At 31.6% G+C, this 13,603-nt stretch carries 14 protein-coding genes; all 14 read left to right on the top strand.

Annotation, left to right across the window (positions count from 1 at the left end; genetic code table 11):
• A partial coding sequence (locus tag AC2LE6_RS06145; RefSeq protein WP_484478382.1) for a tetratricopeptide repeat protein occupies positions 1–616 on the top strand: 616 nt, incomplete at its 5' end.
• A gap of 133 nt (positions 617–749) precedes the next feature.
• Entirely contained in the window at positions 750–1,475 is a 726-nt protein-coding gene (locus AC2LE6_RS06140; RefSeq protein WP_484478381.1) for a hypothetical protein, read from the top strand.
• Positions 1,472–2,788, top strand: a complete 1,317-nt coding sequence (locus AC2LE6_RS06135) for a hypothetical protein (RefSeq protein ID WP_484478380.1) — start codon at positions 1,472–1,474, stop codon at positions 2,786–2,788. Before AC2LE6_RS06140 ends, AC2LE6_RS06135 begins: the two co-directional genes overlap by 4 nt.
• Entirely contained in the window at positions 2,785–4,560 is a 1,776-nt protein-coding gene (locus AC2LE6_RS06130) for a hypothetical protein (RefSeq protein WP_484478379.1), read from the top strand. The genes AC2LE6_RS06135 and AC2LE6_RS06130 overlap by 4 nt, the downstream gene beginning before the upstream one ends.
• A 10-nt stretch (positions 4,561–4,570) precedes the next feature.
• A complete protein-coding gene (locus tag AC2LE6_RS06125; RefSeq protein ID WP_484478378.1) occupies positions 4,571–5,803 on the top strand; it encodes a hypothetical protein in 1,233 nt (410 codons plus the stop codon).
• Positions 5,800–6,768, top strand: a complete 969-nt coding sequence (locus tag AC2LE6_RS06120; protein WP_484478377.1) for a PP2C family serine/threonine-protein phosphatase — start codon at positions 5,800–5,802, stop codon at positions 6,766–6,768. The genes AC2LE6_RS06125 and AC2LE6_RS06120 overlap by 4 nt, the downstream gene beginning before the upstream one ends.
• Entirely contained in the window at positions 6,749–8,185 is a 1,437-nt protein-coding gene (locus tag AC2LE6_RS06115; RefSeq protein ID WP_484478376.1) for a hypothetical protein, read from the top strand. Before AC2LE6_RS06120 ends, AC2LE6_RS06115 begins: the two co-directional genes overlap by 20 nt.
• On the top strand, positions 8,185–8,862 hold the full coding sequence (locus AC2LE6_RS06110) for a vWA domain-containing protein (protein ID WP_484478375.1): 678 nt from the start codon (positions 8,185–8,187) through the stop codon (positions 8,860–8,862). The genes AC2LE6_RS06115 and AC2LE6_RS06110 overlap by 1 nt, the downstream gene beginning before the upstream one ends.
• A gap of 12 nt (positions 8,863–8,874) precedes the next feature.
• A complete protein-coding gene (locus AC2LE6_RS06105) occupies positions 8,875–9,783 on the top strand; it encodes an SPFH domain-containing protein (protein ID WP_484478374.1) in 909 nt (302 codons plus the stop codon).
• A 1-nt stretch (position 9,784) separates the two neighbouring features.
• Positions 9,785–10,102 (top strand): hypothetical protein, encoded by a 318-nt coding sequence (locus AC2LE6_RS06100; RefSeq protein ID WP_484478373.1) that lies wholly within the window; start codon positions 9,785–9,787, stop codon positions 10,100–10,102.
• A gap of 13 nt (positions 10,103–10,115) precedes the next feature.
• Positions 10,116–10,742, top strand: a complete 627-nt coding sequence (locus AC2LE6_RS06095) for a hypothetical protein (protein ID WP_484478372.1) — start codon at positions 10,116–10,118, stop codon at positions 10,740–10,742.
• A 3-nt stretch (positions 10,743–10,745) separates the two neighbouring features.
• The gene (locus tag AC2LE6_RS06090; protein WP_484478371.1) at positions 10,746–11,330 is read left to right on the top strand and encodes a hypothetical protein; all 585 of its coding nucleotides are present in this window, start codon (positions 10,746–10,748) and stop codon (positions 11,328–11,330) included.
• 12 nt (positions 11,331–11,342) lie between these two features.
• Complete coding sequence (locus tag AC2LE6_RS06085) at positions 11,343–12,491, top strand: ATP-binding protein (RefSeq protein ID WP_484478370.1); 1,149 nt, start codon at positions 11,343–11,345, stop codon at positions 12,489–12,491.
• Positions 12,492–12,501: 10 nt separating this feature from the next.
• On the top strand, positions 12,502–13,603 hold a 1,102-nt coding region (locus tag AC2LE6_RS06080), incomplete at its 3' end, for a toll/interleukin-1 receptor domain-containing protein (protein ID WP_484478369.1).

The raw sequence follows: 13,603 nt of genomic DNA, 5'->3' as shown, positions 1-13,603 counted from the left end.
TGTTGATGTCCGGTTCTTTTATACTATATTGTGGTTTTTGATGAAAGTAAAATACGATTTAAAACATCCACCTGTAAAAAAAATGCTTGAGAGACTTGAAAAACAAATGGATCTAAAAGAAGATGAAAAATATGTATACGCAGTTGGATCAAAAGTTTATTTCACAAACACAAAAGATTCAGATTTAAAACATATCGAACTTGTTCATAACTATTACCTAAACATATTAGAGCATGATAAGGAAGTATCTTATAAACTAGCAAGAAACTTTGAACAAGGGCGAGGCACAAATAAAGATATAGATGAAGCATTAAAGTTCTATATTAAAACATTTGATTTAGGCAATATCCAAACAGCTATCAAAATAGCTGAAATCTACAAATCAAAAGATAATTTAAAAGAAGCATTTACTTACTATATAAAAGCATCTGAATTAAACATGAGAGTTGCCAACTATGAATTAGGGCTTATGTATGAAGAAGGTATTCATGTTGAACTAGATATCGATAAGGCAATAGAGTACTACCAAAAAGGATCTAACCTTAGAGAAAAGAGATGTATTAATAAACTGAAAGAACTTGTATCAGAAGAAGAAATTATTGAGGAAATAAACTAAAAAGGACATTTGTGTCCTTTTTTATTTATACAACAATGATATAATGGAAGGTGTAAATAACGTAAAGTCGTTTTTACATTAATTCACAAAATATACACATGATTTATGGTATAATATAGAAGAGGTGGGAACGGTGATAAAAAGACAATTAAAAGAGAACAACAAAACATTATCACAGTTTTGTGAAGACTTTAATATCTCCAGGCCAACATTAAACACATATATCAAACATTATGAAGATGGTGAACAACTTCCTAACGAAGTGTTTCAAAGAGTCTTCGATTATTTGTTTGACGAAGATATATTAGATCAAACGGAGTTTAATGAAAGGTATCGCTATGTGCAGGATTATTATCACAGAAGATATACAAATCGTTTTACCAACGAGCTTTTAGGATACAATAGCGCATCAGAAAGAAACTATAATAGTTTACTGATGACAATCCAAAAAGATATGGTAGAAAAGAATATATCTGATGACAAATTTATGATAATGAATTATATCTTAAAAAACGATGATGAGTTTCTTGATAAATACATCGATTTTTTCATGTGCTATACCGGTACGAAAAAATTCAATGTACAAAAATACAGAGACAATAAAATCATCGTTTTATTATACCAAGCTTTGAAACAAAGCGATCAAAGAATGACACAAAAGGATTTTGAAGTATTAGATGAATTCACTCACTTTAACGATGAAGTTTATAATCAAAAACTCCCTAACAAATACGCAAAAAAATTGGGATATAAGATTGCGAATTTGATAGAAGAAAAGTATGGGTATTTATCTGAAGAGGAATTAAAAACGGTAATGGAAGAATTATCAACAAAACTAGGTGATGGGGTGGCAAGATGAAAAAATTACTGCTAATTGCTGTATTGTTATTTACTCTGAGTTTTAATCAAGTAAATGCAGCAGACACAGTAACTGGAATTGACGATGGCTATGAAGGAACAGATGTAACAATAGAAAGTAATGAAGATTACACACTTTATATTGATAATGTCTTATATGAATCAGGGGATGAGTATAGCGTCATAGGACATCATGTATTAACGGTGTATGATGGAGAGGTTTTATTAGAGACCTTATCATTCACAATCATACCGGATTTCGGATATAGAATATCGAGAGATGGTGAAAGAGTATTTTATGATGTACTTGAATTAGAAGTGAAAAATGAAGGTTCATATTCTGCCATGGTAAATGGTAAAAAAACATCAGAACTGACAGAGTTCACAGAAGTCGGTTACTACAGTGTTATAGTATTTGGTGCAAATGGATATTCAAAATCATATCAATTCACCTTACTAAACAGTGATATCGATTTATTAGATACAACAATCATTGATGAAGCATTTGATATAGACTGTGACGTCTATCAAGAAGTATATATAAACGATGTTCTTAGAGAAGGAAACATATCGTTAGATTTATACGGGTTCTATAAAGTAGAACTAGTAGGGTTAGAAGGATACACGTACTCATTATATTTTGCGTATATCACAAACGATGATGATTACTCAGATCAAACAGTAAGAAGATTTGAAATAGAAACAGATACCGCAGTTAGCGTTATATTAGACGGCGAACTAGTCGAAGAAGATATGATACTAAAAGAAGTAGGGTATCATACAATCATCGTTAATGGAGTGGAAGGATATAGTAAAGAATTCAATATCACTATAAAAGAAGCAACCATCCTAATCGATGATTATGAAGAACTAGAAAAGTTTAAAGTAGGAGATGTTGGTGGAACACTCTATTTAAACGGTGAAAAATATACACCAGACACAGAAATCTCTGCGATAGGAGATTACACATTCGTAGTAAAAGGTGTAAATGGATATGAGAAAACAATCCATTTTCAAATCAGACACGATTACCCAATCGAGAATTACGAAAACTACGATGAGCCAATTAACTTAAACATTGATATTGATAAAATTTATGTGAATGGAAAACTAGTAAAATTCGACTACAGAATCGGTAAAACAGGGACATATGAAATCGAATTAAAAGGTGCTGGTGGATTCACAGAAACATTCAATATATCATATAGAAACCATAATGATCAATTTATCCCAGTACTAAACATCGTGGCATTTAGTTTAGCTGGAATCGTCTTCACAATATATGGAATTATATTCTGGAGGAGATCAAAATGAGATTACTAGATTATATCGTACTTGGATCAAACATTATTGGGTTGGTCCTATTCATTGCTTTATTAATCAGTATTATCGGATATCTGATAGGACATGCCACAAGAAAAAACATATCATATATCAACTTTAACCAAAAAATTAAATACTTTAAAGCAGAACTACCAAATGCAATATTCTTTATATTCACAGGATTTATAATCGTTAGTGGAATATTTATGTTTTACCTATTAGTAAGTGGAGCAAAAGAATATTATTACTACGGAATATCAAATGGAATACTATTGCTACTAGGAATTATGTTGTATCAAGTCTTTAAACTATTACAACCATTTAACGAAGACTTAATGACATACAGACAAAACTACAGTAAAGTTCAAAAATCATTTATCAGTAGAGATAAGGCAAAAATATCAATCGATAAAACCAAAGTCTACAGAAAAGATATCAAAGATTTAATCTTCTCATTTGAAGAACAAATCAAAGAAGTAGATGATCCAATCAAATACAACCTAAGATCATCACTTGATATCATTGATGACTTTGTAGTAAAACAATCAGATTCAATCAAAACCTACACAGACGAAGTTGTATCAAGCTTCAACTCAGGATTAGAATCATATTTCAAAAACAATGAAACAATTGTATTAAAAGCACCATCAATCTCATTGGATTTTGAAAACCAATACAATAACGTCCGTAAAGACATATATGATAGCTTTAGAACAATCTTTAACGATACATTGTATAAACTAATAGATACTGGTAAATACAACACAGGACAGAGAATTACAAAAGGACTTCAAACACTAAAAAACAATCAATATAAACCAACACAAGAATTGATTGAATTAATATTAGAACGTATTTCAAGTATAAAAGGATCCGCTCAAGAATTAGTTGATTACTTACTAGAAAAAGAAATCATCGAACTAGATGAGTTAATAGGATACGCAATCAACAAAGAATTTGTATGGGTATTCAAACTAGATTTATTTGATACCAATGAAAAACTAATCACAATCAGCCAAAGACTTATAAAAGAAGATGCACATTTCTTAGCACTTGCCTTTATAACAAAGTACTTTGGATCACTAAAAAAAGTATTAACATTCACAGAAAAAATAGTTGATGTGAATAGTACATGGTTATTATTTACAAACTACATCCAAGTAATGACGTATGATTCACATTACTATACAGAGCATAAAGAATTTGAGAATAAAGTAGTTTCGATTCAAGAATTCTATTCTAAGAAAAAACCAAGCGTAAAACTACAAAACGATATTTACAAAGCAGGAAACATCGTCAATGCATACAACAATTCTGAACTTGTAAATAAACTGTATAACTATACACAAAACAAATATGATGACTTACGAGTACTAAGTATCAAAGCAATCCTTCTTTATATCAATCAATATAAAGACGGTGGACTATTTGATATTGATAATCTATCAAAGAAAATCAATGATTTATATGAAAGATTACTCTTTGATGAACTAGGGTTACTTACTGTTTTATTACTTTCATTATTTATTCATAAAAACGATGATGAACAACTGTATGATGAAACTATGGAAGACATCAAAAACAATGAAGTATTATTCAAATACGTAACCAAATCATTACTCACACAAGACAGTTCAAAACACAAACAAATAGCAAAAGATATTATCAAAAGACTAGTAAATAAAGAACAGTTAGAATTATCAAACATCATTCTTACAATAGAAAAAGAACGATGTACACTTGATGATCTAACAAGTTTATGAGGTGAACAACATGGGTAAAGGCGTAAACGAAGTATTATTAAACTATACAATATATATCGACTCAACTTCCTTAATGCAAGGAAGCATGGAGTTCTTTAAAATTAGTTTAGTAAATGTACTTAGAGGAAAAAATAGAAAACTTAAAGTAGTAGACTTTGTCGTTAGTGATTTAAGGAAAAGACAATTCAGTGATAATGAACGTGTCGCTGTCAAAGCACTTAACATATTAGACTACTATCGAAAAAGAGGACTTATCGATGATATAGTCTCAACAGGGAAAGATGATAACTCATTACTAAACGTTATCTATAACAACAGAGAAATAGACAACAATAATATCTGTATCATCACAGAAAGAAAAGAAATCGCAGAACAAATCGTTCAATCATTAATGAACGACTCATACGTCAACTTTGAACATGACGTAGTCGCAGTCTCATTACTAGATGGACCAAAAGTTTGGGATATAGAACCACCAGTAAAGAAACCGAAAAAAAGAAATCTTCTTCAAGATGTTGAATCATTTGAAGAAGTTGATTCAGTAAACGAAGTTAGTTTTGATGGTATCGTAGCTCCAGTGAATACTGTCGTTGATAGAGAACCAATCATTACAAAACCAAAAAGAGACAAACTGGTTGTTAGCTTAGTTGTAGATAACAGTTCTTCGATTCAAGGAGAACGAGCAACAAAACTAAAAGAAGCAATCAAGATGTTCAATGATAAAATATCTGAATCGGTTTATAAAGATGATCTTGATGTTGCAATATATGGATTCGATGGATTCACCTATTCAGCAATAAAATCATTTGGAAAAGAAATGGAATTAGAACTATTCGAAAAAGGCGGGGTTCAAGTACTAAGTAAAACAATGGACCAAGCATTAACTGATTTAATGAATCAAGATAGCCAGTACGAGAAACAAAACATAAGAACACACAGACCTTGGCTAATCGTATTAACTGACGGTGACTGTTATGGTGATATCTCAGGTGTTGCAAAAAAACTTAGAAAACACTTAAAAAACAGAGAACTAACATACTTCCCATTCAGTCTATCAAACTATGAAATTGAAGATAGCTTAGAACCATTAAGTAAACTAAAAATGTTCTTAAAAGTAAAAGAAGATATGTTTGATGATTTACTACTATTTATCTTTAACACATTACAAACTAGAATCGAAACTCCTAAAGACGAAGCCATGACCCTAAACAGAGAAAACCTTTCAAGGATCATCGCTCGATGAACATATCACACTACAAACAAATGAATGTAGAACTGATTGGAAAAGATCATGTCAGAGGGAACTTACCTTGCCAAGATAAAACTGCATACTACCAAAAAAACGGTGTTAGAGTAATTGCTTTAGCAGATGGTGCTGGTAGTAAAAAAGATTCACATCTTGGGGCAGACATCGCAACCAACACAGTATGCAAACTACTGATTGATAAGTTTGATGAATACTTCACACTTCTAGAAGATGAACCAAGTAGAAAATCTAACTTAGGTAAAATCATCGTGAAAGAAGTATATCAAAACTTAAACAACTTAGTCACTGAAAACAAGGCAATCAGTATCATTGAGATGAGTAGTACTTTATTATTTGTCGCAATGAAAGGCGACAGATACATACAAGGGCATATCGGGGATGGATTAATAGGAGAATTACTAAATGGAGAAACAGGACTTGAAGTTAGAGTTCGTAGTTATCCTGAAAACAACGGAGCACCAAACATTACATTTTTCATCACAGACAGTGATGCCAATGATAATTTTAGAATCACTTCAGGATTTATCGGAAGTCATATAAAGGGATTTGTATTAATGAGTGATGGACCTGAAGAAGTACTATACGATTTAGAAAACAAAACATTAAACCCGTACATAAAGAATTTATTCACAATGTACAAAGGTACCCAAAAAGATTCATACAGTGAAACACTACTAAGATTCTTAGATGAACAAGTATCTAAATATAGTTACGATGATTTAAGTATAAATTTCTTATACATCGAAAACGAATCAATAGATTACTACAAATCACTTGGACAAGACTACTTAGCATATCTAGATAAGAAAATAAGTAATGGCGCAGATGTCATTAGAAAATCAGGATATAGTTACATGATAGAAGATTCATTTTACGTACATAAAAGCTCAAGATCAAAAATGTTTGTTGAAGGATTAATTCGTGGAAATTTCCAAAAATAAAACAGCACTATTTGTTTCAAACGAAATATTCCTAGACGATGGGTTCTTCATATTATTAGAAACCATAGATCATAAAGTAAGAAACTTTGAAATCGATGAGCTAGATTTCAGAATACTAATTGATACGTCTATACACAAAGTAATCGAATCATACCAAGCAAGTGGAAAAAGAAGAGAATACAAAAGGATTCAAGGTATCATTTCAATACTAGATACTTTAGGATTAAAAGATGAAGTTGATACATCAGATTTTACTAACTTTGATGCAATCTTAGAAAGTAAGAAAACAACATACAGTGATTATGCATTTACGTTTATAACAAACTTAAAATCACATGCACAACGTTTATTTCTACTTGATGAGGAAGAGTTACTATTCTACGAACAATTCGTAGAATCCAAACTACAAAAATGGGTTTTAGAAAGACCAAAGGTTGTAGTGAAAGAAGAACTTGAAGAGGTAAAACCAAAACCAAAATCAAAAAGAAAAACAAACACAATTCCAAAAACACTACAAGAAGCATTCTATACAAACGAGAAATCAAAGTATATCGCAGTAACCGATTTAGAAGATATTAACTACGTATACAGTACACAGTTTGGATATTTAAGACTCGAAAAAGATAATATTCTTGCAGGTGGTGAAGGTAAGATTTACAAATCTTACGATAACCTAATGGTTAAAATATATACAAAAGAAGAAAGACGATACGAACTAGTTAAAAAAATACAACGTATGATCGACATGGACCTACGTAACAGTTACATTGTTTGGCCAAAAGATATCGTGTATAATAAAAATGAGTTTGTTGGATATGTTATGGATGAAATAGAAGATGCAGCTGGGCTTGATATGAGCCGTATCTACAGTTTTAGAAACATTCAATACATCGATCGTTTTCACATTTGTATCAAACTATTAAAAATGACAAAATACCTACATGAAAAAGGAATCCTAATTGGAGATTTAAAATTCGATAATGTAATGTACAAAGAAAAAACAAAAGAACTATTCATAATCGATAGTGCAAGTTTCCAAGTAGATGACTATAGTTGTGGAGTATTCAACGCAGACTACACACATGATAATTTAAAAGGTAAAAACTTAAGAGAAGTATTAAGAACTCTTGAAGAAGAACATTTCCCAATCAATAAAATGTTATTTGAAATCCTAATGGGTAAAGGTCCATTCTATGATTTCAAAACAGGGGAAGTAGGTAGTGATGTTGAAAGACGTTTCCACTACAATTTAGATGTAAAAGAAGATATTGAAAATAAGAATAGTCCATTGTTCTATTGGTCTCATGCAGACGCAAGATTACGACAAGCATTCTATGATTATTTCAATAACAACATCATCACAGAAGTAAGCGAGTGGATAACACTCTTAGAAGACATATTAAAGGGGGCTAAATAATGGCCGGAAAATTTGATCTATTTGGAGATTTCGAACCCGTCAAAATAAACAGTTCGATGAAATTCCCATTAATCTTAGTATTAGACGTAAGTGGTTCAATGACACAAAGAACACCTTATGGTAGAAAACCAAAAATCACAGAATTAAATGAAAAAGTAAAAATGCTTTTAGAGTTCGTACAAGCAGACCCTAAAGCGTCAAAAATCACAGACTTAGCAATCGTAACATTCGGTGGAGAAGTACAAGTTCAATCTCCATTTGATAATGTAACTAACGTTAAATTCAAGCCGTTACGTGCATACAGTTCTACTCCAATGGGAAGCGCTGTAAACGTAGCTTTAGATATGGTAAACAGAAGAAAGAAATACTATTTAGACAATGGTATTGAATTCTACAGACCAAGAATATTCTTAATGAGTGATGGAGCAGCGACAGATCAATACGAACAAGCCGCAGCTCGTTGTTCAAATATGGTAAACAAACGTGAAGTAAAAATGTACCCAATCTGGATTGGTGAAGGAGAGTATGATTACATACTAAAAGACTTCAGTCCAGAATTAGAACCAAAAACCATAAAATCAGATCAAATGTATTTTGAAATGTTTAGAAGCTTAAGCGGATCAACTTCAAACCCTGATGACGATCCATTCGACAGATGGTTCAAAGATGAATTCTAAGAAGGTGTAAATATGGCAGAAAAAAGAGTTGTCTTCGAAGGAGGACCAGAGGATGTAATCTGGAAAAGTCCAATCACAGAACTTAGTCCAGATGCAAGAATCTATTCACATAAAGATTGTGATATCTTGTTTATGCGTCAAGGAAGTCTTCTTGGAGCATTCAATGATGATCGTGAATACAATATAGTAAACGAACAAACAAATGTACTACAAAAAATGTTCAACAGAACAGGAATTAAAAACTGTGCTGTATACTACATAAACCGTAAAAAACATATTCAAGTTAAATGGGGAACACCACATAGAATAGATGTACATGATAAAGGGTTCAACATGTTCACAACAGTTGGTGCTCATGGGACGTATAGCTTCACAATTACGAACCCACTAAAACTATTTTCAAAAATGAAAATATTTGAAGAATCATTAACAAAAGATATGATCAATAGTTTCTTCCATGAAGAAATAAGCATGTACTTACGTAAATCAATCACAAAAGCATTTAGTGAAAACGAAAAAGGATTAAGAGATATCGCTGAAATTACATCAAATGAAATCAGAATTTCAGAAGATATCAAAATAATTCTTCAACCATTATTTCATAACTACGGTGTAAGACTTGAGAAATTCATTATTAGTAAAATAGATTACGATAGAGAATTCTTAGATAAAATTAAAAACATTCGAGAAACCGCAGTAATGAATAAATACAAAGAAGAAAACCAAGTGGTACAAGAAACTAAAAAACCAACACATAAAATGTGTGATGCATGTGGACATAAAAATCCAGAAACTGCCAAGTTCTGTCAGAACTGTGGTAGTGAGATTGTCACAAACACAGAATGCAAATCATGTCATAAAATACTACCACTTGATGCTAAATTCTGTCATCACTGTGGGACAAAAACAAAGGAGGAATAGTGTGCCGTTATTTCGTAAAAGCAAAGACAAAGAACGCAAAGAGTACATCGACTTCTTACAAAAACTTTCCTCTGCTTGTGACTTATGTTTACAGTATAGTGAAAAGACAGATCATCATCTCAGAGTTCAAATACTATGTGATGATGTAAAGTATTTTATCCCCTTTGAAAACGAGGATATAAAACACATAGATTCAAAAATTAGTAAAGTACTAGACGATTTAAAAATCTTATTATATACAAACAGAGATCCATACAGAGTTCAAGCAAAACTAGATGAACTTGAAATGTTAATTAAAGAGCGAAGCTCGAAAGAATAAGGAGGATACAAATATGGGACTATTTAAAAGACATCCTTTCAAAAATGTGAAACGCGAAGAAGTAGTAGATGCAATTATAGAATTAGAGAAAAAGAAAGATGAGTTATCTGATGATGTATTTATTAGAGAAAAACAAATCTCTGACAAAATGCAACGAGGTAAACAATCTAAATCATTAAGTGAGAAAAAATTACTTGCTAATGAAATCATGATGTTGCAAAGACAAGTGAAGGCAACTCAAAAAAGAATCATTTTTGTTGATAAAAAAATCTATGTTACAGGACAAGTTAAACTTGCAATTGACGATATGGATTTCGCAAACTACAACAAAAAATCTTCAGTTGGACAAATGTTTAAAAACAATGCTTCTCTTGAGAAGTTCTTAAGTAATGTAGTAGATGCTAAAACAGAAGCAGATTCTGAATTACTAGAACAAATCGACATGGTAGACAGCATTATGGATACATACTTAGAAGAAGACAGTCTGTACGGGGAATCAGAAGGTGTTAATAATATCTTAAGTATGATGGAAGAAGATGCAGAAGAAACTCCTGCACCTGTTCAACCAACACGTGAAAGAAAAAGAGAAGAATCTATACCATTAGATATAGAACCAGAAGATCCATTCAAGGAGGAATAAGCTATGTTTGAAAAAAAGAAGAGACAAAGAGAATTAAAGAAAAAAATCTTATTCAATAAGACTCTTTCAAATATGAGAAAATATGTAAACAACTTAGAAAACCAAAAAAATCATTATATTGATATGGCAAAACAAGCTCATTTAAACGGAAGTAAGGAACAGTACAGTTTAGCTGTTTCAGGTTTAAAAATGGCTGTTGCTTACCAAAGAAAAGCAAAAGAAATGCTACTGAATTTTGAATTAACAATGCAACTTCGTGATTTATCACAAGTTACAGGTGAATTCTTAACAGGTATGGTTAAACTAAGTGGAGACATGTCAAAAATTATCTCGAAACAAGATTATGCAAAAGTATCAGAATCATTTGAAAATGCTATGGGTAAAGTAGAAGAGCAAAACATGCAAATGGAGAACTTCTTAGATACAACTGAAGTTAACTTCACTAACATAGCAGCTGATCCAGCTAACGTAAGTGACGATGAGATCAATAGTTTAATTGACTTTGAAGCTAAAGAAGAAGTTAAAGGTAAAGATCAAGAAATTGACACAAAAATTGAAGAAATCGAAAGATTACTATCAGACATGTAAGAGGGTGAAGCTATGAGTTTAGAACAAAACTTTTTATACGATAACTTTAAGAAGTATCAAGAAAAGGGAGTGCAAGCACTCAAACAAGAAAACAATGCAGAAGCAAAAAAGTATTTACTTAAAGCTGCTGAAGCATTATTTAAACTTGCCAAAAATAATACAGGATCTCTGAAGAAACAATGGGAAGAATCAGCAAACAACATCTACGAAAAAGCATTGGCTATTGAAGTAGATGGTGTTTCTAATCCAAAATCATCATCTAAAAAATCACCAAGAAAAAGAAACAAGAATCAACCTGATGATACAACAACATCATTTGTACCAATGACTACAATCCCAGATATTGGGTTTGAAGATGTAATTGGATTAGAAGATGTAAAACAGTATATCAAGATGAATGTAATAAAACCATTTGAGAATCCTGAGATATATAAAATATTCAAAAAAGAAGCAGGAGGAGGAGCTTTACTATATGGTCCTCCAGGAACAGGGAAAACAATGATAGCGAAAGCTATCGCAAATGAAGTTGGTGCTGTGTTTTATTCAATCAAAGCATCAGACATCATGAGTAAATGGGTTGGAGAAAGTGAACAAAATGTTAAGAATTTATTTGACGCAGTAAGATCTCACGATATAACAGTTTTATTTATCGATGAGATTGAATCAATCACAACTAAAAGAGGATCACATAACTCATCTGTATTAGATAGAGTTGTATCTGAGTTCTTAGCTCAACTTGATGGATTCAATGAAGAATCAGATAACGTAACAATGTTGTTAGCTGCAACCAACGTACCAAGCAAAATAGATGAAGCGATAATGCGTCCAGGACGTTTTGATCGATTGATTTATATACCACTACCAGAAAAAGAAGCAAGAACGGCCATTATTACAAAAATGATTAATCAAGTTCCAGTAGAAGCTGATCTTGATTTAAATATGATTTCTGATATTACAGATGGCTTTAGTGGTGCGGATTTAAAAGGTTTAGTGGAAACGACAAAAACATACGCAATTCAAAGAACACTTGATACAGGAGATGTTAGTATGATATCTTCAGAAGACTTTCTAGAGGCTATGGTTGGTAGAACACCATCAACGACAAATAGTCTAATGAAGAAATATATCAAGTTTAGAGAAGACAGACAACTTAAAATATAGGGTGATAAGTATGGAAAAGAAAGTATGCGAATGTTGCGGGGCATATCTCACAGATTTTAAAACCAAGTGGGCCTGTGAACATTGTTTAACAGAATACAAGAAATCATTCGTTGAATCTGATGAAGTTCAGCGTCTTCTTAATATTGCAAATAAAACAAGAATGTCAAATAAATTCATTGATGCAAAAAATGAATACTCTAACATTATCTCCAAATATCCAGAATGTACAGAAGCATACTGGGGTCGTTTATTAAGTGAACTTGGAATAGAATATGTTAAGAGTCCCGAAGATATATATTACCCATCATGTCATAGATTAACATTTAGTAATATCTTTGAAGAATCTGACTACAAAATGGTTCAAAAGTTAGCGGATGAGGAAAGTATAAACTGGTATGACGACAAAGCAAAACAAATCGAAAACATTAGACTAGAACTCATGAATCTAACAAAGAATTTCGATCCTTTTGATATATTTATTTCTTATAAAGAAAATGATAAAAATGGACAAATCACAAAAGACAGTCAATTTGTGACAGATTTATATCATCTACTTACAGATCTTGGATATAAAGTCTTTCTATCTAGAATAACACTAGGACAAATTGCTGGTTCAAAGTATGAACCATACATATATAGTGCCATTTCTACTGCGCAGTCCATGATTGTGTATTCAACCGAAAAAGAATACATTGAAGCGACTTGGGTTAAGAATGAATGGTCTAGATATTTAGAATTAATAAAAAATGGTCAAAAAAAGAAAGGTTCTCTAATCCCGATATATAATGGGATGGATCCATATGACTTCCCAATGGAGTTTGACGGTATCCAAGGGTTGAATCAAGATGACCTTAACTTCAAAGATAAGTTAGAAAAAATCATCACAAGGACAATTGGTAAAAGAGGAAACAATTATGTTGAAACTAAACACTTTAAGAAGAAAGAACTTAAGAAAACTTCAGGGTTTAAAGTTAACACATCATTAATTCCATCTCTTACAAAACGTAGACTTGGTGATAACCAAGAAACAAAAGAAATTACAATCAATGAGGAGAAAACATTAGATAACGGATACAAGTTTTTAGATAAACTTTTGTTTGATGCTGCTGAAG

The sequence above is a fragment of the Candidatus Izemoplasma sp. genome (genome assembly GCF_982632705.1).
Note: the sequence above shows the minus strand (reverse complement) of the source record. Positions and strands in the feature narration are given on the sequence as shown.

Bases quoted from the DNA above. Each gene is read 5' to 3' on its own strand.
- AC2LE6_RS06125 (WP_484478378.1), top strand. From the start codon at position 4,571: ATGGGTAAAGGCGTAAACGAAGTATTATTAAACTATACAATATATATC.
- AC2LE6_RS06135 (WP_484478380.1), top strand. From the start codon at position 1,472: ATGAAAAAATTACTGCTAATTGCTGTATTGTTATTTACTCTGAGTTTT.
- AC2LE6_RS06090 (WP_484478371.1), top strand. From the start codon at position 10,746: ATGTTTGAAAAAAAGAAGAGACAAAGAGAATTAAAGAAAAAAATCTTA.
- AC2LE6_RS06085 (WP_484478370.1), top strand. From the start codon at position 11,343: ATGAGTTTAGAACAAAACTTTTTATACGATAACTTTAAGAAGTATCAA.
- AC2LE6_RS06095 (WP_484478372.1), top strand. From the start codon at position 10,116: ATGGGACTATTTAAAAGACATCCTTTCAAAAATGTGAAACGCGAAGAA.
- AC2LE6_RS06105 (WP_484478374.1), top strand. From the start codon at position 8,875: ATGGCAGAAAAAAGAGTTGTCTTCGAAGGAGGACCAGAGGATGTAATC.
- AC2LE6_RS06130 (WP_484478379.1), top strand. From the start codon at position 2,785: ATGAGATTACTAGATTATATCGTACTTGGATCAAACATTATTGGGTTG.
- AC2LE6_RS06110 (WP_484478375.1), top strand. From the start codon at position 8,185: ATGGCCGGAAAATTTGATCTATTTGGAGATTTCGAACCCGTCAAAATA.
- AC2LE6_RS06120 (WP_484478377.1), top strand. From the start codon at position 5,800: ATGAACATATCACACTACAAACAAATGAATGTAGAACTGATTGGAAAA.